The sequence below is a fragment of the Chryseobacterium glaciei genome (assembly GCF_001648155.1).
Classification (GTDB): domain Bacteria; phylum Bacteroidota; class Bacteroidia; order Flavobacteriales; family Weeksellaceae; genus Chryseobacterium; species Chryseobacterium glaciei.
Window position 1 is genome coordinate 1,338,440 of sequence record NZ_CP015199.1, and the last position, 26,944, is coordinate 1,365,383.

At 31.6% G+C, this 26,944-nt stretch carries 31 protein-coding genes, 1 tRNA gene and 1 pseudogene; 17 read left to right on the plus strand and 16 right to left on the minus strand.

Annotated elements, in window-relative coordinates; all coding sequences use genetic code 11:
• Positions 1 to 12: 12 nt before the first annotated feature.
• A complete protein-coding gene (locus tag A0O34_RS05905; protein WP_157885960.1) occupies positions 13 to 207 on the minus strand; it encodes a hypothetical protein in 195 nt (64 codons plus the stop codon).
• 214 nt (positions 208 to 421) lie between these two features.
• Here A0O34_RS05905 and A0O34_RS05910 point away from each other — a divergent pair, with 214 nt between their 5' ends.
• From A0O34_RS05910 to A0O34_RS05960, 13 genes are all read left to right on the plus strand, one after another.
• Positions 422 to 2,140, plus strand: coding sequence for a helix-turn-helix domain-containing protein (locus tag A0O34_RS05910; protein ID WP_082891108.1), 1,719 nt, complete (start codon positions 422 to 424; stop codon positions 2,138 to 2,140).
• Positions 2,141 to 2,402: 262 nt separating this feature from the next.
• Positions 2,403 to 2,603 carry a hypothetical protein gene (locus tag A0O34_RS05915; protein WP_066752427.1) on the plus strand — a complete coding sequence of 67 codons (201 nt, stop codon included), beginning with the start codon at positions 2,403 to 2,405 and terminating at the stop codon, positions 2,601 to 2,603.
• A gap of 1 nt (position 2,604) precedes the next feature.
• Positions 2,605 to 3,057 (plus strand): hypothetical protein, encoded by a 453-nt coding sequence (locus A0O34_RS05920; protein ID WP_066752430.1) that lies wholly within the window; start codon positions 2,605 to 2,607, stop codon positions 3,055 to 3,057.
• On the plus strand, positions 3,054 to 4,007 hold the full coding sequence (locus A0O34_RS05925; RefSeq protein ID WP_066752433.1) for an ATP-grasp domain-containing protein: 954 nt from the start codon (positions 3,054 to 3,056) through the stop codon (positions 4,005 to 4,007). The genes A0O34_RS05920 and A0O34_RS05925 overlap by 4 nt, the downstream gene beginning before the upstream one ends.
• Complete coding sequence (locus A0O34_RS05930; RefSeq protein ID WP_066752437.1) at positions 4,000 to 4,209, plus strand: hypothetical protein; 210 nt, start codon at positions 4,000 to 4,002, stop codon at positions 4,207 to 4,209. Before A0O34_RS05925 ends, A0O34_RS05930 begins: the two co-directional genes overlap by 8 nt.
• Positions 4,196 to 5,248: a grasp-with-spasm system SPASM domain peptide maturase gene (gene gwsS, locus A0O34_RS05935; protein ID WP_066752440.1), complete on the plus strand. Its 1,053-nt coding sequence runs from the start codon at positions 4,196 to 4,198 to the stop codon at positions 5,246 to 5,248. The genes A0O34_RS05930 and gwsS overlap by 14 nt, the downstream gene beginning before the upstream one ends.
• Positions 5,226 to 6,092 carry a GLPGLI family protein gene (locus A0O34_RS05940; RefSeq protein ID WP_066752443.1) on the plus strand — a complete coding sequence of 289 codons (867 nt, stop codon included), beginning with the start codon at positions 5,226 to 5,228 and terminating at the stop codon, positions 6,090 to 6,092. Before gwsS ends, A0O34_RS05940 begins: the two co-directional genes overlap by 23 nt.
• A gap of 72 nt (positions 6,093 to 6,164) precedes the next feature.
• Positions 6,165 to 7,676 carry a thioredoxin domain-containing protein gene (locus A0O34_RS05945; protein WP_066752446.1) on the plus strand — a complete coding sequence of 504 codons (1,512 nt, stop codon included), beginning with the start codon at positions 6,165 to 6,167 and terminating at the stop codon, positions 7,674 to 7,676.
• Positions 7,677 to 7,776: 100 nt separating this feature from the next.
• Positions 7,777 to 7,920: a bacteriocin-like protein gene (locus tag A0O34_RS22310; RefSeq protein ID WP_157885961.1), complete on the plus strand. Its 144-nt coding sequence runs from the start codon at positions 7,777 to 7,779 to the stop codon at positions 7,918 to 7,920.
• Between the two features lie 40 nt (positions 7,921 to 7,960).
• Complete coding sequence (locus A0O34_RS22315) at positions 7,961 to 8,137, plus strand: bacteriocin-like protein (RefSeq protein WP_157885962.1); 177 nt, start codon at positions 7,961 to 7,963, stop codon at positions 8,135 to 8,137.
• A 106-nt stretch (positions 8,138 to 8,243) separates the two neighbouring features.
• A complete protein-coding gene (locus A0O34_RS05950; RefSeq protein WP_066752449.1) occupies positions 8,244 to 8,429 on the plus strand; it encodes a bacteriocin-like protein in 186 nt (61 codons plus the stop codon).
• 97 nt (positions 8,430 to 8,526) lie between these two features.
• Positions 8,527 to 10,719 (plus strand): peptidase domain-containing ABC transporter, encoded by a 2,193-nt coding sequence (locus A0O34_RS05955; protein ID WP_082891244.1) that lies wholly within the window; start codon positions 8,527 to 8,529, stop codon positions 10,717 to 10,719.
• Positions 10,709 to 12,013, plus strand: a complete 1,305-nt coding sequence (locus A0O34_RS05960; RefSeq protein ID WP_066752455.1) for an HlyD family secretion protein — start codon at positions 10,709 to 10,711, stop codon at positions 12,011 to 12,013. Before A0O34_RS05955 ends, A0O34_RS05960 begins: the two co-directional genes overlap by 11 nt.
• A 62-nt stretch (positions 12,014 to 12,075) precedes the next feature.
• On the opposite strand, the gene A0O34_RS05965 is transcribed toward A0O34_RS05960, so the two are convergent.
• From A0O34_RS05965 to greA, 7 genes are all read right to left on the minus strand, one after another.
• Positions 12,076 to 12,149, minus strand: a tRNA-Met gene (locus A0O34_RS05965).
• A 44-nt stretch (positions 12,150 to 12,193) separates the two neighbouring features.
• On the minus strand, positions 12,194 to 13,480 hold the full coding sequence (locus A0O34_RS05970; RefSeq protein WP_066752458.1) for a peroxiredoxin family protein: 1,287 nt from the start codon (positions 13,478 to 13,480) through the stop codon (positions 12,194 to 12,196).
• Between the two features lie 60 nt (positions 13,481 to 13,540).
• The gene (locus A0O34_RS05975) at positions 13,541 to 13,753 is read right to left on the minus strand and encodes a hypothetical protein (protein WP_066752461.1); all 213 of its coding nucleotides are present in this window, start codon (positions 13,751 to 13,753) and stop codon (positions 13,541 to 13,543) included.
• A 5-nt stretch (positions 13,754 to 13,758) separates the two neighbouring features.
• Positions 13,759 to 15,720, minus strand: coding sequence for a T9SS type A sorting domain-containing protein (locus A0O34_RS05980; RefSeq protein WP_082891109.1), 1,962 nt, complete (start codon positions 15,718 to 15,720; stop codon positions 13,759 to 13,761).
• A 77-nt stretch (positions 15,721 to 15,797) separates the two neighbouring features.
• On the minus strand, positions 15,798 to 16,985 hold the full coding sequence (clpX, locus tag A0O34_RS05985; RefSeq protein ID WP_066752464.1) for an ATP-dependent Clp protease ATP-binding subunit ClpX: 1,188 nt from the start codon (positions 16,983 to 16,985) through the stop codon (positions 15,798 to 15,800).
• 64 nt (positions 16,986 to 17,049) lie between these two features.
• Positions 17,050 to 17,439 (minus strand): HIT family protein, encoded by a 390-nt coding sequence (locus tag A0O34_RS05990; protein WP_066752467.1) that lies wholly within the window; start codon positions 17,437 to 17,439, stop codon positions 17,050 to 17,052.
• A gap of 31 nt (positions 17,440 to 17,470) precedes the next feature.
• The gene (gene greA, locus A0O34_RS05995; protein ID WP_066752470.1) at positions 17,471 to 17,941 is read right to left on the minus strand and encodes a transcription elongation factor GreA; all 471 of its coding nucleotides are present in this window, start codon (positions 17,939 to 17,941) and stop codon (positions 17,471 to 17,473) included.
• 109 nt (positions 17,942 to 18,050) lie between these two features.
• Here greA and A0O34_RS06000 point away from each other — a divergent pair, with 109 nt between their 5' ends.
• From A0O34_RS06000 to A0O34_RS06015, 4 genes are all read left to right on the plus strand, one after another.
• Entirely contained in the window at positions 18,051 to 18,503 is a 453-nt protein-coding gene (locus A0O34_RS06000; protein WP_066752473.1) for a hypothetical protein, read from the plus strand.
• 1 nt (position 18,504) lies between these two features.
• Positions 18,505 to 18,954 (plus strand): D-aminoacyl-tRNA deacylase, encoded by a 450-nt coding sequence (gene dtd, locus A0O34_RS06005; protein ID WP_066752475.1) that lies wholly within the window; start codon positions 18,505 to 18,507, stop codon positions 18,952 to 18,954.
• 28 nt (positions 18,955 to 18,982) lie between these two features.
• Positions 18,983 to 19,666, plus strand: coding sequence for an FKBP-type peptidyl-prolyl cis-trans isomerase (locus A0O34_RS06010; RefSeq protein WP_066752478.1), 684 nt, complete (start codon positions 18,983 to 18,985; stop codon positions 19,664 to 19,666).
• Between the two features lie 124 nt (positions 19,667 to 19,790).
• Complete coding sequence (locus A0O34_RS06015; protein WP_066752480.1) at positions 19,791 to 21,476, plus strand: S8 family peptidase; 1,686 nt, start codon at positions 19,791 to 19,793, stop codon at positions 21,474 to 21,476.
• A gap of 130 nt (positions 21,477 to 21,606) precedes the next feature.
• Here A0O34_RS06015 and A0O34_RS06020 read toward each other — a convergent pair whose 3' ends face one another.
• From A0O34_RS06020 to A0O34_RS06060, 8 genes and pseudogenes are all read right to left on the minus strand, one after another.
• Positions 21,607 to 22,119, minus strand: a complete 513-nt coding sequence (locus A0O34_RS06020) for a hypothetical protein (RefSeq protein ID WP_066752482.1) — start codon at positions 22,117 to 22,119, stop codon at positions 21,607 to 21,609.
• A 49-nt stretch (positions 22,120 to 22,168) separates the two neighbouring features.
• The gene (locus tag A0O34_RS06025) at positions 22,169 to 22,708 is read right to left on the minus strand and encodes a hypothetical protein (RefSeq protein ID WP_066759546.1); all 540 of its coding nucleotides are present in this window, start codon (positions 22,706 to 22,708) and stop codon (positions 22,169 to 22,171) included.
• A 302-nt stretch (positions 22,709 to 23,010) separates the two neighbouring features.
• Complete coding sequence (locus A0O34_RS06035) at positions 23,011 to 23,682, minus strand: DUF1361 domain-containing protein (RefSeq protein WP_066752488.1); 672 nt, start codon at positions 23,680 to 23,682, stop codon at positions 23,011 to 23,013.
• Between the two features lie 11 nt (positions 23,683 to 23,693).
• Positions 23,694 to 25,064, minus strand: a pseudogene (locus tag A0O34_RS06040) (DUF4153 domain-containing protein).
• A gap of 42 nt (positions 25,065 to 25,106) precedes the next feature.
• Entirely contained in the window at positions 25,107 to 25,592 is a 486-nt protein-coding gene (locus tag A0O34_RS06045; protein WP_066752490.1) for a Coq4 family protein, read from the minus strand.
• Positions 25,593 to 25,609: 17 nt separating this feature from the next.
• Complete coding sequence (locus A0O34_RS06050; protein ID WP_066752492.1) at positions 25,610 to 25,897, minus strand: hypothetical protein; 288 nt, start codon at positions 25,895 to 25,897, stop codon at positions 25,610 to 25,612.
• Between the two features lie 73 nt (positions 25,898 to 25,970).
• Complete coding sequence (locus tag A0O34_RS06055) at positions 25,971 to 26,261, minus strand: winged helix-turn-helix domain-containing protein (RefSeq protein WP_054511899.1); 291 nt, start codon at positions 26,259 to 26,261, stop codon at positions 25,971 to 25,973.
• 59 nt (positions 26,262 to 26,320) lie between these two features.
• Positions 26,321 to 26,938: a hypothetical protein gene (locus A0O34_RS06060; protein WP_066752494.1), complete on the minus strand. Its 618-nt coding sequence runs from the start codon at positions 26,936 to 26,938 to the stop codon at positions 26,321 to 26,323.
• Between the last annotated feature and the right edge of the window lie 6 nt (positions 26,939 to 26,944).

A 26,944-nucleotide genomic window follows, 5' to 3' on the forward strand; every position in this document is an offset into this window, starting at 1 on the left:
ATTTTAAAAAAATTATTGTGTTCGAGTTTTTATACCATCGTCAACAGGCTTACTAGCATCTTCTGGGAACATACATCCATCATCAGAACCAAACTGAGCTTGAAACGGTCCTCCACCTTGAATGTTACCCATGTTAGTAATTTTACTAAGCTGTAATTTTATCAAAGATAATTTTTTTCCACTTTGATTTTGTTTTTGTTTTTTCATTTGTATAATTATTTTAAACTTAAGATTAGTAGCAAATAAAATGCTATTTTTCTTCTTAGACACGTAAATCATCTATAGATTCTTGAATTTATAAATGATTAAACCATTTTAAACATCTCACAACCAGTCATTTACACTCTTTACGAAGGAATATAGAGAAGCATTAAACTTATAAAGAATTAAAGTAATATTTTTACAGAATATTTGAAAACTGATGATGAAAGCTAAATTTCTTTTTTTAATAATTTTATTTTCCGGAGTATTATTAGCTCAAAACAATCAAATTGACACTCTAAAAAATTATTCATTTTCCGATTTAGAAACGAAATATTATGAGTATAATAGTATTGATAAGATAAAGGATGCAAGTTTAATCAGCTATTACTATCTTCAAAAAGCTAAAAGAGAAAAAAACAATGAAAAAATTGTAGAAGGTTATGTCTTAATGCATTTTAATGAACCTTTTTTAAACGCATTAAAATATCTTGACAGTGTACAGTCTTTTACAAGAGATTCTAAAAAAGAAACTTACCCAGCACGTATTTATTTATTAAGGGGAAACTTATATTTTCGATACGACCATCAAAAAGAAGCACTAAACAATTATATACTAGGGTTAAAGTACGCTAAAGAAAAACGAAATAAGCGGCAGATTGCTTTTGCAGAAATTAGTATTGCATACTTGAATAATTATATAGGGAAACATTACGAAGCCGCAAAAAAATTGAAATATTATCTATATAATGCCCCATATCTTAGTGAAAGCGAACTTGCAGACATTCACTTAAACTTAACAAGTACTTATTTAGATATTCAAAAAATGGACTCTGCTAAAGTGCTTATTGGAGAGGGTTTGCGATCATCAAAACAAAATAATATTTATCGTTATAATCAATATTTATCACTACTTGGCTTATATAATTTAAAATTAAAAAATTACCAAATAGCTATTGACAATTTAGAACAATCTAAAAAGTATTTTATTGATGAACAATCAAATGCTTTAAGTATAAATTATTCAACATTATATCTTGGGCAATCATATGCCGGGTTAGGTAAAAAAGAAAAAGCTATTAAGAATTTTATAGCAATAGATTCAACTGTCCAAAAAACGAATAACACTTTCCCTGAACTTCGGGAAGTATATCCTTATCTTATAGAATATTATAAGGATAAGAATGATAAAGAAAAACAACTTTATTATATTGATCGATTTCTAAAAATAGATAAAAAACTTGATTCTCAATTCAGATATATATCACGAGAACTTCCCAGACGATATGATGCGCCTAATCTTATAAAAGAAAAAGAGAATATTATCAATGAATTAGAAAACAAAAAAATAATTCTTTATGTTTCGATTTGCACCTTGATATTGATACTTTTATTATTGGGATATTTATATTTCAAATCAAAAAAATCAGAAAAGAAACACCGAAAAATTGCTCAAGATCTGCTTAAATCAGTTTATAAAAATAGTGATATACAAAATTACAAAGGTGAACATCAAGATACATCATCCAATTTAGTACAATTTGAAAATACTGATTATAAAATAATTAGAGTCACCTCTGAAGAGGTAGCTCAAAATATATTGAAAGAGCTGGATATTTTTGAAGCTAAGGAACTTTTTGTTCAAAAAGGAACTACTTTAAGCAGTGTTGCAAAAAAAGTAAAAACGAACTCTAGATATTTATCCGAAATTATTAATATTTACAAAGGAAAAAACTTTGCAACTTATTTAAATGACTTACGTATAGATTATGCAATCACCAGATTAGCTAATGATAGAAAATTCAGGTCATATAAAATCCCTTTTATTGCAGAAGAATTAGGATATAACAATGATCAGGCTTTCGCTTTGGCATTCAAAAAAAGAACAGGAACAACACTTTCTATTTATTTAAAAGAAATTGAAAAGACAAAAGTTTAAAACGCTAAAATATATAAAATACTAACCTACAATAACTTACACTTTATAGATTCATGAAATTATATATATAGTTTCATGAATCTATAAAGTATTTATTTGTGTACTCTTTAAAATCATAACATCTTTGCTTCAGGGTAAAAACACAACCATTCTATTTTTATATGTGTACAGTATAAAAATGAATATAACCGCTGATCAGCAAAAATCCCCATGTCAGGGATTATATGGCAAAAGACATTATTAAATTCAAAATCTTAACAAAATGAAAAAGCAAAAATCAATTGCAAACCTTAAAGCAAAGAATCTTGGAGGATTCACTAGAGCTTTTGGAGCTAAGGTATATGGTGGGTATAATACTTATACTATTGAAGAAGTAGTAATTCCTGGACCCAAAAAGCCACATGCTGCACTAAGTGCAAGTGGAGAAACATATCCTTTGGATTCATCTGGTGATCCTTATTAGGATGACTAATAAACTTTTATATAGGCGTATAATATTTTATACGCTTATTTTTTCCGTAACAAGCTGTACAACGTTTGATAAATCTACTAAAGAAAATAATTTTAATAGAGAAGGACAGCATGTTAAGTTTAAAAACGATGCATTGGGTATAGAAAATTTAACTTATGGAGGGCTCAATATCATTGATTCCAAAGAGAAGAAAAAAGAATATCCATCCATAAAACTGAAGTATAATAATATTGTTTATTATGCTAGTATGAATATGGGATATAAGGAAAAAAATGTAGAATATGATTATTATATCCTTAGTAAATTCAATAATATAGATAGTAATCAGGTTATAACTAAAAAAATAATTTGCAATTCTAAAGAGTATTATTTAGTAATATCAAAAAAAATACCTGTTGAGGATCGCCCATTATTAATTGATAATTTTAAATGTATTAATAAATGATATTAATCTTCTCGAATAAAGCTGATACATCAACTGATTTAGTCATAAGTTGGCTCAAAAAATTTAATGTGCCTTTTTTGAGATTAAATGAAGATTTTTATGATTCATTAGAAATTGATTTTTCAGAAAACAATATATCATTTCATGGTATATCTCAAAAAGAGATTTCAGTTATATGGTTTAGAAAAACTCCTGCCATTTTTGATGATTCAGAAATGCATAATATTTCAAAAAAGATTAATAATAATGTAAATATATTTATTGAAAAAGAATCGAAGACAATTCGAGAATATATTTTTAAAACCTTAAGAGAAAGTTCTCACATAAAATGGTTAACCTCTCCCTTTTCATTAACTCAAAATAAATTGATGCAGATGCAAGTTGCTAAAAAAGAAGGCTTGGAAATTCCTCCTTCTTTTATAGTGAATAGCAAAGAACAATTAAAATCCATATTAGAAAAGGAAGGTGAACTTATTACTAAGCCAATGGAAAATTGTGTAAATATTTTTTTCAAAGAAAGGGCTATTGGGATGAAAACTACTTTAATTAATAATCTCAACAATATTCCAGATTCATTTGCTCCCGCATTAGTCCAGAAAAGAATTAATAAAAAATATGAAATTCGTACTTTTTATATTTTAGGAAAGTTTTTTTCAACAAAAATTGTAGAAAAAGACTTTAACGAAGTAGATCATAGATTAAGTTTAATTGATTTTAGCAGTAGATATGAGATCTATAATCTTCCAAAGGAAATTGAAAATAAGATTAAAAATGTTTTATCCGTTTTTAGTCTTAATTGTTCATCAATTGATTTGATAGTAGATGAAAATGGAAATTATATATTTTTAGAAATAAATCCTACAGGACAATTTACATACCACTCATTTTTCAACAATACTTACTTAGAAAAGGAAATTGCTTTAGCATTAAAAACAATGTATAATGAATAAGAAGAAAAATAAATTTAACCTTATCTATTTTCTAATGGATGATGAGTTTAGACAGGAAATAGAAAGCTTTAATAAAACGGATCAAAATTTTACTAAAACTGTTTTTTCAAAAAAATTTAATACTACTAAGTTCAAAACTAAGATTTATGATAAAGTTTCCACCCCGTTTATAAATACCAACTTATTTAATGAAGACAACTAAATATTTTCATTTATATCAAGACTGTATAATTGTAAAAGGAATATTGAACAGCTTATTAATAGATCATTATAAAGGTAAAATATTTAATATTCCTACTGTTATTGTAACTAATCAAATTTTAAAAAATAGGTTTATTCATAATACAGAAAGTAACTGCGAATTAATTTCTGCTCTTTCAGAAGATGATTTTGGATATTTTACAGATGATATTGATACTATAGAAAAACAAATAGTTTGGAATAGTCCAAGAAATATTAATGAAATAATTATTGAGCATACTCTAAAGGACTTTTATAATTTGGATGAAATATATAGTAAAATAGAAAATATTGATGCAGAATTTATTCAAATCCGGTTTTTAGAATATTCAAAAGAAAAATTAGATAAAATTTTAACTTTATTAGAAAATTCTTGTATAAGAACTATTGAGATCCTGATTCCTTATATAGACAAAACGAACACTGAAGAAATCACAAAGGAATTAAGTCGAAACCACAGAATACAAATAGTTTATTTTTATAATGCTCCTTATACTAAAAGCATGCAGTATGAAAATTTATTTACAGTATTATTTTATGAGAAAAATCTTACATCTGGACGGCATTGTGGTATAGTAGATGAAGATTATTTCATAACCGATATAAAAAATATCTCTAAATCTATTCTACATAATAGTTGTTTAAAAGACAAATTATTTATCTCTCAGGATGGAAGCATCAAAAATTGTCCTTCTATGCCTCAGAGTTTTGGAAATATCAAAAATATCACTTTAGAAAAAGCTATAAATCATACTAATTTTAAAAAATATTGGAACCTTACCAAAGACAATATTGAAGTTTGCAAAGATTGTGAATTTAGATATATTTGTACCGATTGCAGAGCCTATACAGAACTTACTCATAACAATGAAGAGGGATTAGACATCTCTAAACCTCTAAAATGTGGTTATGATCCTCATATAGGTGAATGGACAGAATGGAGTACAAACTCACTAAAACAAAAAGCAATAAAACATTATGAAATGGACAAAATTATTTAAAACCAGCATCTTTTTCTTTCTTATCTTAATTTCATTTAATCTACATGCTCAAAAGTATCGGGTTTATTATGATATAAGTTACAAAACTGACTCATTGGCTAATGAACATAAGAATAAAAAAATGATACTTGATGTAAATAATAATAATAATAATAATAATAATAATAATAATAATATAACACGATTTTATTCATACGAATTGTATCGTAGCGATTCTACACTTATTTCTAATGAAAAACTAGGAAAGCTTACAATGAATAAATCTATGGATTATGAGTTTATGACTATTAAAAAGGCCAACCAGATTTCTAAAATTCATAGAGTATTCTATGATATTTATGAATTACAGGAAGAGCAACCTACTTTTAATTGGAATATATTATCAGAAACAAAAAAAATTAATGGTCTAACTTGCCAAAAAGCTACTTTAGATTACAAAGGAAGAAAATGGGAAGCTTGGTTCACTTTAGCACTGCCATATAATGAAGGACCTTATATCTTCAACGGACTACCTGGACTAATTATATCAATATATGATATGAAAAAAGATTATATTTTTAATATGTCCGGATTAGCAAAAGATTATCAAGAAATTTATGCAGATGATAAAGGATTAAAATCAATAAAAATTAATAAAAAACAATTTGAAAAAATTTTTATTGACTATTATAATGATCCTTATAAAGAAGTAAAAGCAGGAAGAATAATGATGAATTTTAAAAATGATAAAGGAGAAAAAATTACTCCAAATTGGAATGAAGTAACAAAGTACAAACAAGACGAAATCAAAAGTAACAATAATCCCATCGAATTATCTGAAGCCGTAAAATATCCTAAAAATTAAATATAAATCACCATTTCAAGAAAAACATTTGTTTTTTTAAAACATCTGCGTATTTTAGTTAAAAATATTAACATGACCTTTGATAAACTCATCAACTATCTTAAACTTGACAAGCAGGAATTCGTTTTCCAGTTCAATTCTCATCCGAATTACCCGTCAGCACTGGCTTTTAGTGATACGCTGAATTTTATGGGAGTACGAAATGACGCTTATGAATTAGACAAAGAATATTGGGACGAACTGCCTGAAGAGTTTATTGCCATTGTTGAAAATTCCTTTTCTCTGGTGAAAAAAGCAGGAGAACAATACTCCGTTTATTCAGATAAAGCGAAAACTTTAAATAAAGAAGAACTTCATAAAAGCTCAACCGACTTTGTGCTTCTTTTTGAAAAAGATGAAAAAGCGGAAAGTAAGTCTGTCACCAATTTTAAACCTTTTGTTTATGCAATTTTAGGAATTATATTGGCTTATTCTTTACTAAATCATGCTTGGTATAACGTTATATTCAATATGTTATCTATCATTGGGGTCTATATTTCTCTTGAAATTTTCAATCAAAAATTTGGAAATATTTCAGCGGTGATTGGAAGTATCTGTGGTGCTGGTGCTTCAGCCACTCAAAATGTAAATTCTTGTAATAAGATTATTAATCAAGATAAAACGAGTATTCTTGGGCTTAAATTTTCAGACTTCTCCCTTATCTATTTTATTGGAATTTCGGTTTTAGGTCTGTTTTTACCGAGTTCGGCATTTGTAATTAAAGGATTTACGTTGGCATCTTTGGTAGCAATTGGTTATTCAGTTTACGTACAGGCTTTTGTTGAAAAAACTTTCTGCCGAGTTTGTCTTATTATCATTTCAATTCTGGTTGCTCAGATAGCCATCAGTTTTTTCCTTTTTGATAATCTCATTTTTGATTCCAAAGTACTTTTGTTAAGTATAATTTTGTGGTTATCTTCTTTTTCGCTTATTTTATTTTTAAACAATGTCCTTGAACAAAAAGAAACATTACAAAAATCTAATGCGAAGAATTTAAGGTTCAAAAGAAATTATGATCTCTTCAAAAGAGAACTTACTGATAATGAAAAAATTCAATTTTCTGATAATGAAACTTTTTCTTTAGGAAATAAAGATGCCAAACTTCACATTTCAATTGTATCAAATCCGTACTGTGGATTTTGTAAAGATGCTCACAAAATAACAGAGCAGTTGTTAGAAAAATATCCTAATGATATTTCGGCTCAGATAAGATTTAATTATACTCCAGAAAGAGCGAATGAAAAATTCACTAACCTGATCTCAGATTTCACTCATATTTACAACAACAAACCGGAAAAAGAATTCCTAAAAACCGTAGATACTTGGTTTGAAACCAAAAATGAGGACAAAATCAGAGAAATAGCAGGAACAAGTTCAAATCAGGAAAATCTTGATCTTCTGATCCAGATGTCAACTGATAATAGTCATGCCGGATTAAACTTTACACCCGTATTTATTATCAACGGACATCAGTTCCCGGAAAAATATGATCGTGAAGATATTTGGTATTTTATTACTGATTTAATAGAAGACGAGGACTTTTAAATAAAAATATTCACCAATTATAAAAATTCACTAACTTAGGAAAAATTATAAGCGATATCCGAAAAGCTTAAAAAGAGTAGGAACACTAAAAACTATTACTATGAAAAATTTAAGAAAACTTTCGAAAAAAGACATGAAATCTATCCAGGGATCAATCCCAATGTGCCTTGCTGGATATTACTGGTGCGCCATAACAAGAAAATGTACTCCTGTTGGAACATCATGCGGAATCTTAATTGATTAAACTTATCTCAAAATCAACAAATCATTTAAACAATTTAACTATGAAAAATCTTACAAAAATCTCAAGAGAAAATTTAAAATCGATTAAAGGAGGTTTTAGAATGTGTCCAGTAGATGGAGATTGCGGACCAGGTTGGTGTTGCGCAAACGGTGCATGCCGTACGATTGCGGGAGCGAGTCCTTCTACTTATCTGTGTACTTACTATCCGATAGACTAGTCTACACCACTGATCACAAACAAATTAGTAAAATATGATATTATTTTTTGATACTTAAAAATTAATATCATATTTTCGATACCATTAATCACAAATTTTTTAAGCTATGAAAAACCTAAAAAAACTATCCAGAGAAAACCTTAAAACGGTAAAAGGAGGAATCACGGAAGAATGTGCCAGAGGACAGGCAGCATCGACTGCGTGCTTTACGACATTAGCAGCTTGCGAAGCTACTTTTTCAGACCCAGATTTTAATTTCTGTATCCGTTATTGCAATAAATATTGCTACTAAGAATCATTAAAAGTTAATATACTTTTAAACATAAGAGAAAGGTTGCCGTCAAAAAATGGCGGCAACTTATTTTAAACAAATAGATAGATCATTGAAGTTGAAAACTTTTCCTTTCTACCGTCAACCCGATTCCAAGGATTGCGGTCCCACATGTCTTCGTATCGTAAGCAAACATTATGGAAAAAGCATTTCCTTACAGCAAATCCGTAACCTCTCTGAGACTACAAGAGAAGGTAGTAGCTTATTAGGTCTAAGCGATGCAGCTGAAGACTTAGGTTTTCGCTCATTAGGCGTTCAAATTGATTTTGAAACCCTGGCAGAAGAAGTTCCCTTTCCATGCATTGTTCACTGGAACAAGAACCATTTTGTTGTCGTTTATAAAATTGATAAAAATAACAAAGTATATATTTCAGATCCAAGTTATGGACTGATTACCTATTCCCGAGATGAATTCATCAAACTATGGATCGGCGAAAATGCCAATGAAAAAACAGAAGAAGGTATCGTTCTTATTTTAGAAACCACTCCTGCATTTTTTCAAACTGAATTTGACGATAAAGAAAGTAAGGCTAGTTTTACATTCCTATCAAAATATTTATTAAAATATAAATCGTTGGTCGCTCAATTGGCGGTCGGACTTTTAGCCGGAAGTTTATTATCATTAATTTTTCCTTTTCTTACCCAAAGTATCGTCGATGTCGGAATCCAGAATCAGGATTTAAATTTCATCTACGTTGTGTTATTAGCCCAAGTCATGCTTTTCCTTGGCAGGATGGGTATTGAAATGATAAGAAGCTGGATTCTACTCCACCTTTCTGCGAGAATTAATATTTCTATTATTTCGGATTTCTTTATCAAATTAATGAAGCTTCCCATAAGCTTCTTTGATACCAGAATGACCGGAGATATTATGCAGCGTATCAACGATCACCACAGAATAGAACAACTTTTGACAAGTTCATCTCTGAACACTTTATTTTCACTGGTGAATCTTGTTATTTTCAGTATTGTTCTCTTGTTTTATGATTACAGACTGTTTGTCGTTTATCTGGTGGGTGCAGTATTGTATATCGGATGGATCACTTTTTTCCTTAATAAAAGAAAAGAACTTGATTATAAAAGATTCTCACAGGTTTCACAAGAACAAAGTAAAGTGATCGAGCTTATCAACGGAATGCAGGAAATCAAAATGCATAATGCCGAAAAGCAAAAACGCTGGGATTGGGAATTTTTACAGGTTAAATTATTTAAAATAAGAATTAAATCTTTATCATTAGAACAATGGCAGTCCGTCGGAGGAAATTTCATTAATCAAATGAAAGATATTCTGGTAAGTTTTCTTTCTGCTAAATTGGTTTTAGAAGGAAATCTTACGTTGGGAATGATGCTTTCCGTTCAGTATATTATTGGACAGCTAAACAGTCCACTTTTACAGTTGATTGATTTCATTAAACAATTTCAGGATGCCAAAATTTCCCTTGAGAGATTAGGCGAAATCCATGATAAAGATGATGAGGAAAATAAAGAAGAACAATACGTTGCTGAAATCCCGCAAAAAGATATAGAAATTAAAGATATGTCGTTCAGATATATTGGTTCTGATGCTTTTGTTTTTGAAGGGTTAAACTTAACTATTCCATATCAAAAAACAACAGCGATTGTTGGAGCCAGCGGAAGCGGAAAAACTACGCTTTTAAAATTATTAATGAAATTTTATGAACCTACTGAAGGTGATATTAAAATCGGAAATACAAAACTGAAGAATGTTTCTCCAAGATTTTGGAGAGATCAATGCGGTGTGGTAATGCAGGAAGGCTATGTTTTCAATGATACTATCGCCAATAATATTGGTGTGGGTGAAGATTATATTGATAAACAAAAGCTAAGAAAAGCCGTAGAAATTGCTAACATTAAAGACTTTATCGAAGGTTTACCATTAAGCTACAACACCAAGATCGGAAATGAAGGTTTAGGCGTAAGTGGAGGCCAGAAACAAAGACTTTTCATCGCAAGAGCCGTTTATAAATCTCCGGAATATATTTTCTTTGATGAAGCAACATCCGCTTTAGATGCCAACAATGAAAAAATCATTATGGAAAATCTGGAGCAATTCTTTAAGGGAAAAACGGCCATTGTTATTGCTCACAGACTTTCTACTGTAAAACATGCTGATAAAATCATTGTTTTAGATAAAGGAAATGTTGTGGAAGAAGGAAGTCATACAGAATTAGTGGCACTAAGAGGCGAATATTACAGACTTGTAAAAAATCAATTAGAACTTGGAAACTAACAAAGATATTTTAGATAACATAGAATTACGTTCTGAAAGTGTTCAGGACATTCTTACACAACCGCCCCACTGGATGATCCGTTGGGGAAATACCATTATTTTTATTATACTTCTGCTTATTTTAGGAATGAGCTATATAATTAAATATCCGGAATTTATCCCTGCACCTATTGTTGTTACCTCACAAAATCCTCCTGAAAAATTAGAAGCAAGAATCAGTTCTAAAATTGAAAAAATATTCATTAAAGACCATCAGGAAGTTAAAAAAAATCAGGTCTTAATGGTAATGCAGTCTGCTGCTAATTATAACGATATTTTAGAGCTTAAAAAGCTGGTAGATTCTATTTCTCCTAATCAGCTAGGTTCATTTCCGGTTCATCAGAGTTCACATTTTAAATTGGGCGAATTACAGGGTGATTATAATAATTTTGCCAAAGCTTTTCAGGATGAAGAACTTTTTACAAGACTACAACCTTATGCTCCGGAAAGTTTAGCTGCCAATCAAAGCCTTTCTGAATATAGAATGAGAATCTTAACGATGAAGCAACAAAAAAGCCTTGAGCAGGCAAAGTATGAGATTACAAAGAAAAGCTATCAACGTTCACAGGAGTTATTCAATCAAGGAGTCATTGCTGCAATGGAACTTGAGAATGAAAAAATCAAATACCTACAAGCTCAACAAAATTTAGAAAACATCAATATTTCATTATCGCAAATGGAAGAAAGTATTTCTAATCTTAATAGAACAAAAAGTGGAACTGTTATTAATACCGAAAAAGATAAAATCACATACTCTTCACAAACATTGCAGTTATTTGAGCAATTAAGAAAATCGTTGAAGCAATGGGAACAGAACTATCTGGTCATTTCATCAACAGATGGTGTCGCCAGTTTTCAGCAGTTTTTTGGCGAAAATCAGTTCGTAAAAACCGGAGATGCTATTTTATCCATTCTTCCTAAAAACAAGGATAAATTAGTAGGCAGAATGTCTGTACCGGCGATAAACTCTGGGAAGATAACTCCAGGAGAAAAAGTTTTAATTAAACTTGACAATTACCGCTTCCAGGAATATGGAATTGTAGAAGGTAGAGTTCAAAATATTTCTCTTTCTTCAGATGATAAAGGAAATTATTACGTAGACGTTATTCTTCCGAAAGGATTAAAGACAAGTTATAATAAAACATTAGTTTTTGATAAAGAGCTTAGAGGAAGTGCCGAAATTGTAACTCAGGATTTAAGACTTATCGAGAGGTTCTTCTACCAAATTAGAAAATTATTGGGATATCAAAGTTGATATTCTTTACATATAGAAAAGCAAAAAACCGCAACTTAATGTTGCGGTTTTTCTCGCTATTGTAGCGAAGACGGGAATTGAACCCGTGACCTCAGGGTTATGAATCCTGCGCTCTAACCAACTGAGCTACCTCGCCGTTTTGGTGGTGCAAATATAGAAAATATTTACTTACCACCAAAATTATTTTATCTTAAAATATTCCAAAACATCACCTACATGTTCGGGTTTGCTGATTATCTTATTGTTAGCATCTAAAATAAAATAAGTCGGAGTTGCATGAACATTGTAAGTATCTACATAACTACTGTTCCATCCCTTTAATTCGGAATCATTGATCCATGGGAATACACTTATTTTTTTGCTGTATGAGTCTTTATCCGTATCCAGAGAAAGTCCTACAACCTGAATATTTTTAGCTTTCAAATCATTGTATTTTTCCAATAGTTTTGGAAGTTCGCTTTCACAGTGTGAACAAGTAGACGACCAGAAAACAATCACTTTTTTATCTGCTTTTACATCATATAATGACTTTGCAGTTGTATTTAAAGGAGACTGGAATTTATTGTTAGGAAAAGTCGCTCCCATCTCAACATTTGTATTCGATTTAATCGTTGAAGCTAACCTATCATTGATTGTACATTTAAGATTTTTAGCAAGACCAAGATATTTATCTTTGAATTCATTCATATCATATACATCAAAGATGTCGATTAATTCAGATAAAACAGTCTGCCCACGCGGAGTTTCTACCTTTAAAGTATCTAAAAGCTTGTCAACAGAAGCACCAACATTCGTGTTCCCTCCGGTATTCAGATAAGCAACAAGTATAGGTCTTAATAATGATGATGTTTCAAGAAGATCATTAGATTTATCTAGGAAGTTAACGATATCGTCCTGAGTAACTTTTTTAGCGCTATCAGCCGATAAGAATTTGCTGTAATTAGTATTATAATAATAGATGAAAGGATGTTGAGCTTGATCAACAGAATTAATACCTCCAGAAAGTCTGCTTATCTCAGTTTTTAAAGCTTTCCCGAAATCAGTATTATCTTTATAATATTCTTTAATTTGAGCTAAAGCTGGTAAAATCAATTCTTTTTTCTGAGATCCTTCCTGTAACTTACTCATTAAATCATTAGACTCATCCTGATAAACAATATTCTTAACTTTATTATCCTGAGTTTCTAACTTTATGCTTACATTTTTATTTTCTGAAATAAAACTAATCGAATTATTAGTATTCGGAAAGTAGATTTTCATCATACCCGAATAATTTTTAGGATATTTAAAAGTCCAAGTATTGTTTTTAACCTGCTCTTTGGATGCAATAATATCTTTCGAGCCGTTTAAAGTATATAGAATAGCGTCTTGTTCTTTAAAATCTGCAGGCGTCTGTACTGTAACAGTGAATTGAGCATGTAAAGAAAATGCAGATAATACTGCTGATAGTATGTAAATCTTTTTCATAATGTAAAAATAAAAAAACTCTCTGATTAATCAGAGAGTTTAAAATATTTTAATAAAATTTTATATTTTTTGACCTTTATATCTTTTAGTATAAAATGCAATAAACATGATTGCAATAGCACCTAAAGCATAAACATACATATCAATTGGTGAGGAAACCCCCGGACCAACTCCTTGTACAGTTGGATCATCTACAACAATTGTTTTCTGTGCATGCCCCATAAATGCAATTAAAAGAAAAAAAGTACCTACTAGTTTATTTATAGTTTTCATATATTTTATTTTAAGATTTTGGTATTAACAGTTTCTCCCTTATCTGAAACAATTTTTACAACGTAAGAATTTTTAATAGAGTTATCTAATTCAATTACAAAATCTGTAGAAGTATTTACTGCTTTTTTAGAGATTACCAGTTTACCACTCATATCATAAACTTCAATATCTGCTTTTTTCCAATTTGGATCAAATCTAACAATATAGTTAGTAATTGCCGGGTTATAAACAACCATTGTTCTTGAAGACTTAACAGGATTCTGAGTTGCTAAGACATCACGATTAGGCTCTCCATAATATAAATCATATGGCGAAGCATTAGTAGTAACAGGAATTGTTTCCCCTTGTTTAGCCTGCATTACACTTCCGTTTGGAGCTTTGTAATAGAAGCCAACACCTGTTGAAAGTTGGTGTGCACCGCTAGCAACTAATTCTGCATTTTCTCTGATCTCAAATTTATAAGACTTAATTTGAGAACTGTAATTCATCAAACTAACGTTCTTACCTTTAAAGTCATTTTCATTAGCTTCGTTGATATATAACCAATAGTTAGAACTAAAGTTTGGATCAATACCTCCTGCTGGAGCCTCTTCAAAAGTACCTAAAAGATTTGCTGTACTAGCCGTATATTGAGTCTTCTGAGCTGAAGTATTTCCTGTAGTACCGTTTGGATAAACAACATAATATGTTCTGTCCAATTCTTTACCGTTAATATCAAGAGCGATAACTCCTAATTGCTTAACAGTTCCTGTTGCTCCATTTTTAGCAGCAGTAACACTATAAGCAGTACCTGATGATCTACCTAGATAATTAAATCTTCTTAAATTACCAAAGTTAAGAACATCATTATTAGCATTATTATTAAGCTTAATAGTAAATGCTCCAAATGGTCTAACCATTGTAGATGAAACGTCTCCTGTAGGAACTCCAGCATTAAACGTAACTACTTTATAAGCTGCAGCTGTACTTCCTGTACCTGTATACTGAACTCCAGTTGCTTCAGTTCTTACACCATAAATATTACTTAGATTCACACCATCACCACTAGCTTCAGCTATTCCGATGTTTGTTAAATCTAAATTAGTAAGATATGGGTTAGCAAATTGGTACATATTTTTTCCATAGTTACCTTGCCATTTACCCGAAGCGCCGTTAAACTCATCTTCAACATATGTATTATATGCTTCATTAAAAGCATTATGACCCTGTCCGAGATTACCAAAGTTAACGTTGGCACCAGCTCCATTCAATGTAGGCGAAGCAACAGGACCAGAGCCGTCATCAGCAAGAGGAACACCTTTAATCGTTCTTGTAACAGTAAGGTCAAGCCCTTGTCCTCCGATCATATAATAAGCAAATCCTTGAGCCGCACCTCCAAATTTATGAAGGGTAAGATTAGCAAAATGATTAGCATCTACTAGATTGTTTCTCCAAAATAGAACATCATTTTTAGAACCTCTTACAGCGCTAAATGTTTTTCCAACCTCAGTCCCTAAAGAAGCAACAGACTTTTGAAAGAATGGCATACCCATTTGTTGGTAATCTCCATGTTTTATCTGTCTCATTTCTTCATCAACAATACCTGTAATATTACCTTGTGGAAGACCAGTAATATATAGCTGTCCATAAGTATAATTAGGGTTTGCAGGATCTAGAGAAGCTGGCTGATCATAAGCAGCTGCCTCATTTAATTTGTTAACAAAATTAGAAGTTGTGGAACCTTCTGGCTTGTCTGAACCGCCAGTTGTAATAGTCTTAAAGGAATCTGTAGCTGTTCCGCTAACCATAAAGTTACCGTGATTTTCAACAACTCCATTTCCTCTCATTTGTACGCCTCCACCAGAATAAACCAGTGTACCTTTACTCACGTACGTAGTAGCAGTGTCATCTACGTGTAATAGTACATTCTGCGCCTGAACAGAACTAACTGCTGCTAATAAACCAATAGCAAATAAACTTTTTCTCATTGTATATAATTATTTGTGTGTTAATACAATCTTCACCCGCAAAGGTAAGATTTTTTTTTCAAGGAAAAAAATATATTTTATTTATTAACAAAAATATTATCTTCGGTTAATACTATTTCTTTCTCCTCTCCTATTGAAAACATATAGTCTTCAAGTACTTTCTCAGTGGTTCCTCTAAGCCCTCTGGCTCCCAAACCTTTCTCCATAGTTTCTTCTACAATCTTATCAATTGCACCGTCTGTGAATACTAAATTCGTGCCATCCATTTTAAAAAGCTCCACAAATTGATTCACAATTGAATTTTTTGGCTCTTTCATGATACGAACCATTACTTCTTTCGTGAGTTTATCGAGATAAGTAATGATTGGAAATCTGCCCAAAAGTTCGGGAATTAATCCGAAAGTACGAAGATCGATTGCATTAATATTTGTTAATACATAATCATCTTCATCTACTTTATTGATCTTTTCTGAGCTGAAACCTATTGCCTGCTTATTCATTCTTCTTTCGATAATCTCCTTGATCCCGTCAAAAGCTCCACCGGCAATAAATAAAATATTTTGAGTATTTACCTGAATATATTTTTGGTCCGGATGTTTTCTTCCTCCCTGAGGTGGAACGTTCACAATACTTCCTTCCAATAATTTTAATAAACCTTGCTGAACACCTTCCCCGGAAACGTCTCTTGTCAAACTCGGGTTATCAGATTTTCTTGCAATTTTATCAATTTCATCAATAAATACAATTCCTTTTTCTGCTTTTTCAACGTCATAATCGGCAACCATTAAAAGTCTAGACAAAATACTTTCAACATCTTCTCCTACATAACCTGCTTCTGTTAAAATCGTTGCATCTACGATACAAAACGGAACATTCAACTCTCTGGCAATAGTTTTAGCCAATAAAGTTTTTCCTGTACCCGTTTCACCGATCATGATGATGTTTGATTTCTCCAACTCCACTTCTCTGTTTTCGTTTTGAGCGTGAAGTAGTCTTTTATAATGATTGTAAACGGCAATCGACAATTGCTTTTTTGCCTGATCTTGTCCAATTACATATTGATTAAGAAATTCTTTGATCTCTTTAGGCTTTTTCAGTTCGTCAATATTTTCTGCAGGAGACTGTTCTGTTTTAGAACCGCCATCCTTTACAATTAAATGAGCCTGTTCTATACAATTTTCGCAAATAAAACCGTTCTGACCAGAAATAAGCATTTGAACTTCACTTCTTTTTCTGCCGCAGAAAGAACACTGGTTTGAATTCATCTTATACTATTATATATGTTAAAGAAAATCGTAAAAAATTTCTTCTTTACGATCTCCTTATTTTTTAAGAATTAATAATTGAGTTTTGAATCTCGGTATATTCTTCGTTAGTTAATTTTAATCTCTCATTTTTAAAATTCATTTCCTCCACTTTATTTAAAGGAATTAAATGAATATGTGCATGAGGAACTTCTAATCCTACAACTGCAACCCCTACTCTTACGCAAGGAATAGCATTTTTAACTTTCTTGGCAACTTCCTGAGCAAAACCCCAAAGATTTTTATACTCTTCGCTGTCCAAGTCAAAAATAAGGTCAACTTCTTTTTTAGGAACTACCAAAGTATGTCCTTTCACCAATGGCATTGCATCTAAGAAAGCAACAAAATCTTCATTTTCCGCAATTTTATATGATAGAATCTCGCCATTAATGATTTTTGTGAATATTGTACTCATTCTTACTAGAAATTAGATGTTAGAATTTAGTTTATAAAGTAATTTCCAGAACTTCGAAAGACAATTTGTTTCCGTTTGGTAAAGTAATTTCTGCAGTGTCACCAATTACTTTTCCTAGCAAACCTTTAGCGATCGGAGTATTTACTGAGATCTTTCCGGTTTTTAAGTCACTTTCGTTATCTGGTACCAATTTAAAAGTCTGCTCCAGGTTTGTTGCATTATTTTTAAGTCTCACTGTTGTTAAAATTGAAACTTTTGAAGTATCTAATAGGCTTTCATCTATAATTTTTGAAGAAGAAACAACGTCTTTAAGTTTAGAAATTCTCATTTCCAACATACCTTGTGCTTCTTTAGCAGCATCATATTCCGCATTTTCCGACAAATCTCCTTTGTCTCTGGCTTCTGCAATCTGCTGAGTAATTTTTGGTCTCTCTACAGTTTCTAACTGTTCCAGCTCAGCTTTCATTTTCTCTAAACCCTCCTTTGTTACATAGCTTGCCATAATTTTCAAAATTTAGTTTTAGTATAAAAAAATAATCCGACATTTGCCGGACAATGTTTTGTTGTAATAATCGTTTAAGTTTTACAAATATATAAAAATTTAAATTGAAATGAAAAAAAGTTTCTCAATCTTATCTATTTTCATATTGCTGATATTCAGTAATTTAACTATAAATTCATGCGGTAGTAGGGAAGACACTGTCAGTTGTTTTCCGAACGCTCCCATTGGTGTAATATTAAACCTTAATCTTCCTGCTTACTATTCTCTGAATCAAGTTGGAGGCTGGAAATACATTGACGAGCAAAGTTCGGGTACCAGAGGGCTCATCGTTGTAAGAGCTTCCAGCACGACATTTAAAATCTATGACAGAAATGCACCACATATTTGTCCGGATACCAACACTACTCTTGAGGTTAAAGATGACATCAGTGTGGTGTGCCCGAAAGATAACGCAAAATGGATCTTATTAACTGGCCAGCCAACAGCCGTTGCCAATATTCCACCAAAGACTTATGTGTCTAATTATGACGCAAATAGTAATGTTTTAAATATCTATTATTAAGATGAAAGTTGTTATACAACGAGTTTCTGAGGCCAACGTAAAAGTCGATGGCAAAATTGTAGGAGAAATAGGAAAAGGACTAATGCTTTTGGTAGGTATTGATGAAAATGACGAAAAAAATGATGCAGATTGGTTGGTTCAGAAAATTTTAAGTCTTAGAATTTTCGGTGATGAAGATGATAAACTCAATCTTTCTGTAAAAGATATTTCTGGAGAGATTCTTTGCATCAGCCAGTTTACATTAATTGCTGATTATAAAAAAGGAAATCGTCCGTCTTTCATCAAAGCGGCGAAACCTGATAAAGCTATTCCTCTTTTTGATTATTTTAAAGAAGAAATTTCAAAATCAGGGCTCAAAACTGAGAGTGGAATTTTTGGAGCTGATATGAAAGTATCCCTAATCAACGACGGCCCCGTGACAATTATTATGGATTCCATTACAAAAGCTTAAATTTACAACAGAATAATTTATACAAAAAATGAAAAAAACCTTAGTTGCTTTAGTTCTTCTTGCAGGAATTAATTTTTCTTATGCTCAAAAATCTTATACTGACGATCAAAAAGCGTCTTATTACATAGGTCTTGATATTGCTCAAAATCTTAAAAAACAAGGACTTGCTATAGATCCGGATCTTTTGGCTCAGGCAATAAAAGATGAGCTTTCGGATAAGCCAAGATTATTACCAAAAGAAGAAATGGGCCCTTTCTTACAAGGTTTCATGCAGAAACAAAATGAGAAAAGACAGGCTCAGGACAAATTAAAAGCTGACGAAAATAAAAAGAAAGGAGCAGAATTTCTTGCAAAAAACAAGCTAAACAAAAAAATAACAACTACAGCAAGCGGTTTACAGTATGAAGTTTTGACACCAGGTGACGGAAAAGCAAAACCTACTGCTTCAAGCAATGCTACTGTATCATATAGCGGAAAATTGATGGATGGAACCATTTTCGATTCTACGAAAAAACAAGGTGGAAAACCTATTGAATTAAACATTTCAAGTGTTATAAAAGGGTGGACAGAAGGTATTCAATTAATGAGCAAAGGTGCTAAATACAGATTTTATATCCCTTCCGATTTGGCGTATGGAGATAGCGGAGCTGGCGGAGTAATTCCTCCTGGAGCAACGTTAATTTTCGATGTTGAGCTTGTAGATTTTAAATAAGAAATCGATTTAAAATAAAAAACGTCTCTCAAAATTTAGGAGACGTTTTTCTTGCAGTAAACTTAAAATTATTATCTTTATTCCCAAGTTTTAGAAATAATTTAAACTAAAAATCAAAAAAACCATGAAAACCAGAATCTTTATTATATCGATTTTCTGTTTCTTCCTTTCTTTTGGACAAAGCAGAAAGGGAGAATTTCAATTACAGAAAAACTCAAATTCACACAGCCTTTATGTTACTTTTTCTAAAAATTCAAATGCTGTTGACATTATTAATTATACACAAAGTAAAAATCCGGAATTCAAAGAATTTGTAAGAGAAAACGGAATTTCATTTGTGAACGACCTCGGTTTCAGTAATAGAAAACTGAGCGAAATGGCTGAAAGCAGTAAAAAAAATAAAAACTCAGGAGAATCAATTGAAAAATTAAGAAGAATTTTCAAAATTGAAACTTCAGTAAAAAACAATGAAGATATTTTAAAATTAGCCGAAAGTTTTGAAAAATTTTCTGAGATAGAATATGCTTCAATATTAAGTAATGAACCTATTGAACCGCCTGCAACGGCTACTTTTGTTATTACACCTAATTTAGAAGCTTCTCAAACTTATTTATTTGAAAACCCCGGAATCAATGTAAATTATGCATGGTCAAGAGGAATTACAGGGCAAAATGTAAGAGTTCGTGATGTAGAATATGGTTTTCACAAGACTCATGAAATGTTGGTTGACAGAAATACCGTTCAATTAGAATCCGGAGTTTCTCCAAATGTATCATTAACAACTCCGACAAGTACTTATTACAGCTGGCTTGATCATGGAACTGCCGTGATGAGTATTTTAGGTTCAGCAAAAGATAATATCGGACTTTCAGGAAGTGCTTACAATGCTACCGAAATGAAAGGTTTTCTGGAATGGACAACTGCTTCATATAACAGAGTCACAGCCGTAACAAGAGCTATTAATGCTTCTCAGGCAGGAGATATTGTTTTGTACGAAATGCAAACCGGAGGTCAAAACTCCAATTATGTTCCGGCAGAATATGACAATCTTATCTGGGATTTAACAAAAGCAGCAACAGAATCCGGAATCATCATTATTGCAGCCGCAGGAAATGGTAACGAAAATCTTGACGGTTCTTTTTATGCGGCTTATAACGCAAGAGGAAACAGCGGTGCTATTATTGTTGGAGCAGGAACCAATACGACTGCTCACTCAAAATTAAGTTTCAGTACGTATGGTAACAGAGTGGATGTACAAGGTTGGGGACAAAATGTTTTGGCCGCAGGTTATGGCGGTTGGGCAACTTATGACGGAGATACCAACAGAACCTATACCCTTTTCAGTGGGACAAGTTCTGCAACACCAATTGTGTCTTCTGCAGCTATTTTGATTCAATCTTATTATCGTCAGGCTACTGGGCAATACTTAACTCCAGCAGCAATGAAAAGTCTTTTAGTAACAACCGGAATTCCTCAAGGTGGAGTTTTAACCACAAAAATTGGCCCTCTTCCGAACATCAAAGCAGCTATCGAGCAATTGGAAAGTAGTCTTGTACTTTCTGCAAGAAATACAAATGTAACTCCATTAAAAATTGAAGTTTATCCTAATCCGGCAACCAATTCTATTTCAGTGAGAAGTCCTGAAAAAAATATTGATTTTGAAATCATTAACATGGCAGGACAATCTATTTTAAAGGGTTCAACCTCATCTGATGAAAAATTGAATATTTCTAATTTACCAAAAGGAACTTATATTATTAATGCTACAGATGGGCAAAGAAGAGTTGTTGAGAAATTTATTAAGCAATAATTTAAACGTCTAAATTTTAATAATAATTTTTAACGCAAAGTTCACGAAGATCTTTTCAATTATAATGATAAAATTAAAAACGTCTCTCAAAATTTTGAGAGACGTTTTTTTAAAATAACCTTTTATAAAACTATTTCGCAGGTACACTGCTGAAATTAAGTGCGATTTTTAAGTTCATATCTGAACTTGTCTGATTTTTCAATTCGTACACCGTTCTTACGGTAACTCCTGAACTTTTTACTACTTCATCCAAAAACCCTGTGTCATTAAGATCAAGGTTTAAACTTGCTCCATCAGTAGAAATACTTGAACGAGATGCTACTAATCTTTCTTTGGTTCCACTTGAAGAAATAAATACTTTGATTGATTTCAGAGCGCTCAGATTTCCTCCCGATGGAGAAACCACAGAAATTTTAGCATCTGAAATTCTTACATCTTTAATCTGTGCATTGTTATTCCCTCCAAACCAAGTCTGAACATTTGTAGCTGTTGCCGTAGAAGAAACTTCTTTATCAGCAGGAACTCCTGTAGAAATTAAAACATTGGTTGTATAAGGAAATGTATTCTGAACAAGTGACTGTACCGTTCCACAACTCACTAAAGCTGCAGAGGCTACCATCGCTGTTAATATCATATTTTTCATAATAGTAATTCTTTTATAGATAGAATTACTTACAGAAACTGTACCAAAATTATTCTACGCTTACTTTAAAATTCCCTTTTGTATTTCCGGAAGCCATATTGCTCTTTCCTATAATTAACCAAACTTCGCCTTTACCCACAACCTCGTGTGTGATTTCTCTTCCAAAAGGTCCGTCATACTTTCCGTTTGGCATTTTTATTTGATTAAATCTGATATTAAAATCTTTTTCTTTAGTGGAAATCGTAGCCTTGATATCTGGTTTTTCGTAGTTTGTAATTTTTAAAACCAATTCCTGATTATCTTTTGTAAACTCTTCCCCAAGTGTAAATGGAAGTTGAGAAGCGTCGGCTGTTCTGATGATCTGCCCTTCTTTCATATTTCTCATTACTCCGGTTTTCAAGACCTCTTTTGTGACGGGAGAATTATTGATGATTGAATCTTTCATTCTTATTGCCGCCGAATCTACTTTGGATGGTGAGTCTGGCATTTCTGTGACCGCCATTGAATCTTTACTCGGAGTTTCCGTAATATTGGCTTCTTTTTTACAAGAAATAATAATCAATGGGATCAACAATAAGGATTTTTTCATAATAGTTATTTTTAAATGAAACATTGGAGTTTTAATTTAAGCTTATTAAAAAATTTAACCACAAAAGATACAAAAGCCATGATTGAACTATTTAATTTTAGCTATTTTGAAAACAAAAGCTCTCAAAAGAATAATATGTGTTCTTGTTTGCAGTTCATCATAAACTTAAATAATGTGTTTAATCTTTTGTTTCTTTTGTGGTTAAAATAACTAAGCTTTAAACAAGTTTAACTCATGATGCTATTCAGAAGCTAAAATTGTTCCATAAAGCATATTAAAACCTTAAAAAAAAGCTTAGTTTATTATTTTTCAGAAATCAAAGCCTCCTTTCTTATAGCTCTTAACATGAAGTACATAAAATTGAGCATTATCCCCATCAAAATGGTAACTCCCCATGTTTTTGAATGCTCCAGAGGATAAATAAATCTAACGGCAATATCATTAAATAATCCGAACGGATTGTTCAGAACATCCCAACTGTTCCATCTTAAAAATCGACCAAGATAGACTCCAAAACTGCTTAGAAATAGAAACAAAACAGCAATAATGCTAATTGTTGTCCTTTTAAAATAAGATGAAAGCATTTTCTCAATATCCATCAAACTAATGAAACCACACATTAATCCCGTCCAGGCGTACGAAAGAATAACGATAAGATCATACCAAATAGGTACCGAGCTTCTTGCTTTTAGGTGAAAAAGATCTGTAAGGATATAAGGTGAATTAGGGAAAAATAAAATCCAAACGATAATCGCAAAAGCTAATGCAACTTTGCTTCTAATGCTAAAAATAACCAAAATGCTACTTATTACAAAAGGAATCCATGCCAAAAATAAATTCCAATTAAGGAACAAAAATACCCTTGTATCACTCAAATAATACCTGAATATTGAAAGACTGAAACAAAATAATGTCATCAGTATTAACAAAATTGTAATCTCAAATCTGTGACTGTTTTTTAATTTTTTCATCATTTTAGAACAAATTATTTAATTGTTTGATAGTAAAGAACCTTAGAAAGAAAGCTCTCTTTTTGTTGAACCTTTACTCTTTCCAGAATGTCTTTTTTCATACTTTCATAATGCTTTTCCTCAGCATATTTCAATAAATACTCTTCGTTAAAATTAACTGCGGTTGTATGATAGTAATGATCAAAATTATTGTGTTTTATATTTTGAGAAGTTATGAAACCACCCCAATTGAAATAACTACAAACTAAAATCGTTCCATACACATACCCAATCATTGTATTGAATAAAAATGCATTCCTTTTTTTCATTTGAATTTTAATGAAGGTCATGATTAAACCAATTAATTATAAAATCAAAAATCCACAAACACCTAATCTTTTATAGGTAAAGCCATAGCTGATAATGTATTCGTAGTTTTTCATCATTGCTGAAAAAACAAGAATTACATTTAATACAATCCAGATTTTGGCTAAACTTTTCATCAAACCTGCTTTAGGATCGAAATTAAAACTCGATTTAAAATAAAACATGATCACCAAAATTGCCATTATAATCGAAACGATTACCGCATTTACTCTTTCGTGAGTTTCTTCGGAAAGCTGATTGGGTGTTTTTACAGATTCAAAAAACTGTTCGTAATTGTATGTTGCGATAAAGAATATCAATAAAATATTTAATGAAAAGAAAGAAATTACTCCGCTCATTCTTTCAGCATCCAAATCAAGAAAAGAATACGTTGATTTCTGAATTTTATTTTCTTCCGTGAAATTGTCATCTAAAATATGATTCTGTTTGTAGATCATCTTTTCAATCGTATAATTCCAATAATTAAAAGCGAAAAAGAAGCCTAAAACCGTAATTACTAAAAGTTGCCAGAAGTTAATATCTAATTCGATATTTTTGAAAAGATTGGCAAAATGATCGCTTCCCGCGGAATAAATTCCAAAGAAAATAGCTATTAACACAAGCGGAATTAATACAAAAGCCAATGTTTTTTGCCATAATCCGGAGATATTTCTTTTCGGCAGCCATTTATCAAAATTGAAAAATCTACAAATAAATGTGAAGCAGTTAACCACAAAAACAGGGATGAGAAAAAGGGTTTTCAATCTTCTGTTTTTTGACCTGTAAGACAACAATAAAAGTGAACTTGCAATAGCCAAAAATGATGGAAAATCCCCATACCAAGCAAAAGCAATACTAGAAAGAATGCTCGTTACAAAAAGTATGAGAAATGTTCTGGTTCTGTTTTTCTCAGGCGTTTTGTATAACGTAAGTGCTGAATAAATGATTCCTAGAATTCCTAGGTTCAATCCTACATTTTCATCGTAAAATACAATGATGAATGCTAAGGTGGTGAGTAATATATAATGATGTGTTTTCATAATGAGGGTAAATGTTTCGTTGTTAGTTGTTGGTTATGAATGTTAGTAAAATATTGGAGTTTGTTTTTGTTGGATAAAATCTTTCAAATGGTCAAAATTCTGCCACAGGAGATTTTCAAAATCCCAATCGTGGAATGATCTCATGCTTCGCCCTTTTTGGAAGGCATTTCTATAGGTTTTAAAGTATTCAGGAAAAACAAAAGTTCCCAATAACAAAACCCCTAAAAGGTAAGCGCTTCTCTTACCGTTCCCGAAAAGCAGATACTGCATTGCAATCTCATCCTGAATATTGGTGCTGTAATCGGTAATTAGGTGATAGACATCGTGGTTTTCCATTTTGGGAATCATTCTGAAGCCGTGTTTTTGATAAAACTCTCCCATCGTTTTTCCTAGTGAATCTTCTTTAAAGCTTAACAATTGCTTTTCATTGAATTGCCATTGTCTTTTTTTCTTTTTAAAGTATTTTCGATATTGCTTTTGAGAGTTTTCGTACATGAAAAGCAGGAATCGAGTGCGTAATTTTTTCATTTGTTTATTATTTTTAATTAGTTATAAAAAAAGAAGGAGTAAAGGAATAATACAGGAAGATTTAATAGAATGATCAAGGCAGATTCCAAGCATGCACCAAACTTATTCTGATAAAATCCGCCGTAAATAAGAAGTCCAAAAAACATTATTGCATTGGTTAAAATTCCAAAACCTAAGAAAAATAGTGACGCTATTGCAAATTCTTTAGTCTGACTAAATATAAATCCGAAAAGAAATATATTTCCCAAAAGGAAAGTAGTCCAGAACGTATATTTTCCTATATTTTTAATTGTTGAATTGTTCATTCTTTTAATTATTAATTTTATTTTAAGCAAAGAACTTTGAGTTGCAAAGTTTAAAAACAAAAAAATATAGAGCTTACCTCCCTATTAATTTTTCTAGCATATTTAGGTGTTCTGTAAAAGCTTCTCTTCCACTTTGGGTGACTCTGTAAGAAGTTTTAGGTTTTTTACCTACAAATTCTTTCTTCACTTCAATGTAAGCTGCTTTTTCCAATGCGTTACTATGACTGGCCAAGTTGCCGTCTGTGATTTCCAACAGACTCTTCATTTCCGAGAAATCAACCCAGTCGTTGACCATGAGAACGGACATAATGCCCAATCTCACACGGCTTTCGAATTCTTTATTGAGTTGATTTATATTGATCATAATTTCAGGTGATAGGTTTCAGGCTTCAGGAATTAGTTTCCGAGGCGCAAATTTATGTTTTATTTATACTTTTTATGCATAATCAATCCATACACAATGTGTAAAACTCCAAAGCCAAATGCCCAAAACAACAATCCCCATCCCAAGAAAAATATGGAAAGTAAGCCTAAAGCGATCTGACAATAGCCTAAATATTTTACATCCGTTAAAGTATATCTTTCGGCATTTACTAAAGCTAATCCATAAAAGATCAATGTTGCGGGAGCTACCAAAACGAAAAAGTGATGATATAAAAGCGCTAAACAAACCAATCCGCCCGTTATCAAAGGAACACAAAATGTGAATAACAGTCGCTTGGTTGTAGCGTCCCAAATTTTAAGTCCTTTCTTTTTACTTTTATTTGCCGTAAAAAAATATCCGCTGAGAACAGCCACAAACAGAATCAAAGTTCCAATAATAACCAATTCGCGAACTAAGGCAGGACTAAATATATTTCTGTTACCGTCAAAATAGTTAATTCCCTCTCTCTGAAAAACAACATACACATAACCGGCACCAATAAGCGCCGCCAAACCAGCAACAACTCCGGATAACCCGCTCAATGAAATAAATCTGGAAGAACGCTCCATCATGGAACGAATATGCGACAGATCTTCGTGATAGTTTTTTGAATCCATATAAAG

Coding starts and splice junctions, on each gene's coding strand:
- A0O34_RS05905 (WP_157885960.1), bottom strand. CDS start 207: ATGAAAAAACAAAAACAAAATCAAAGTGGAAAAAAATTATCTTTGATA.
- A0O34_RS05910 (WP_082891108.1), top strand. CDS start 422: ATGATGAAAGCTAAATTTCTTTTTTTAATAATTTTATTTTCCGGAGTA.
- A0O34_RS05915 (WP_066752427.1), top strand. CDS start 2,403: ATGAAAAAGCAAAAATCAATTGCAAACCTTAAAGCAAAGAATCTTGGA.
- A0O34_RS05920 (WP_066752430.1), top strand. CDS start 2,605: ATGACTAATAAACTTTTATATAGGCGTATAATATTTTATACGCTTATT.
- A0O34_RS05925 (WP_066752433.1), top strand. CDS start 3,054: ATGATATTAATCTTCTCGAATAAAGCTGATACATCAACTGATTTAGTC.
- A0O34_RS05930 (WP_066752437.1), top strand. CDS start 4,000: ATGAATAAGAAGAAAAATAAATTTAACCTTATCTATTTTCTAATGGAT.
- gwsS (WP_066752440.1), top strand. CDS start 4,196: ATGAAGACAACTAAATATTTTCATTTATATCAAGACTGTATAATTGTA.
- A0O34_RS05940 (WP_066752443.1), top strand. CDS start 5,226: ATGAAATGGACAAAATTATTTAAAACCAGCATCTTTTTCTTTCTTATC.
- A0O34_RS05945 (WP_066752446.1), top strand. CDS start 6,165: ATGACCTTTGATAAACTCATCAACTATCTTAAACTTGACAAGCAGGAA.
- A0O34_RS22310 (WP_157885961.1), top strand. CDS start 7,777: ATGAAAAATTTAAGAAAACTTTCGAAAAAAGACATGAAATCTATCCAG.
- A0O34_RS22315 (WP_157885962.1), top strand. CDS start 7,961: ATGAAAAATCTTACAAAAATCTCAAGAGAAAATTTAAAATCGATTAAA.
- A0O34_RS05950 (WP_066752449.1), top strand. CDS start 8,244: ATGAAAAACCTAAAAAAACTATCCAGAGAAAACCTTAAAACGGTAAAA.
- A0O34_RS05970 (WP_066752458.1), bottom strand. CDS start 13,480: ATGAAAAAGATTTACATACTATCAGCAGTATTATCTGCATTTTCTTTA.
- A0O34_RS05975 (WP_066752461.1), bottom strand. CDS start 13,753: ATGAAAACTATAAATAAACTAGTAGGTACTTTTTTTCTTTTAATTGCA.
- A0O34_RS05980 (WP_082891109.1), bottom strand. CDS start 15,720: ATGAGAAAAAGTTTATTTGCTATTGGTTTATTAGCAGCAGTTAGTTCT.
- clpX (WP_066752464.1), bottom strand. CDS start 16,985: ATGAATTCAAACCAGTGTTCTTTCTGCGGCAGAAAAAGAAGTGAAGTT.
- A0O34_RS05990 (WP_066752467.1), bottom strand. CDS start 17,439: ATGAGTACAATATTCACAAAAATCATTAATGGCGAGATTCTATCATAT.
- greA (WP_066752470.1), bottom strand. CDS start 17,941: ATGGCAAGCTATGTAACAAAGGAGGGTTTAGAGAAAATGAAAGCTGAG.
- A0O34_RS06000 (WP_066752473.1), top strand. CDS start 18,051: ATGAAAAAAAGTTTCTCAATCTTATCTATTTTCATATTGCTGATATTC.
- dtd (WP_066752475.1), top strand. CDS start 18,505: ATGAAAGTTGTTATACAACGAGTTTCTGAGGCCAACGTAAAAGTCGAT.
- A0O34_RS06010 (WP_066752478.1), top strand. CDS start 18,983: ATGAAAAAAACCTTAGTTGCTTTAGTTCTTCTTGCAGGAATTAATTTT.
- A0O34_RS06015 (WP_066752480.1), top strand. CDS start 19,791: ATGAAAACCAGAATCTTTATTATATCGATTTTCTGTTTCTTCCTTTCT.
- A0O34_RS06020 (WP_066752482.1), bottom strand. CDS start 22,119: ATGAAAAATATGATATTAACAGCGATGGTAGCCTCTGCAGCTTTAGTG.
- A0O34_RS06025 (WP_066759546.1), bottom strand. CDS start 22,708: ATGAAAAAATCCTTATTGTTGATCCCATTGATTATTATTTCTTGTAAA.
- A0O34_RS06035 (WP_066752488.1), bottom strand. CDS start 23,682: ATGATGAAAAAATTAAAAAACAGTCACAGATTTGAGATTACAATTTTG.
- A0O34_RS06045 (WP_066752490.1), bottom strand. CDS start 25,592: ATGAAAAAATTACGCACTCGATTCCTGCTTTTCATGTACGAAAACTCT.
- A0O34_RS06050 (WP_066752492.1), bottom strand. CDS start 25,897: ATGAACAATTCAACAATTAAAAATATAGGAAAATATACGTTCTGGACT.
- A0O34_RS06055 (WP_054511899.1), bottom strand. CDS start 26,261: ATGATCAATATAAATCAACTCAATAAAGAATTCGAAAGCCGTGTGAGA.
- A0O34_RS06060 (WP_066752494.1), bottom strand. CDS start 26,938: ATGGATTCAAAAAACTATCACGAAGATCTGTCGCATATTCGTTCCATG.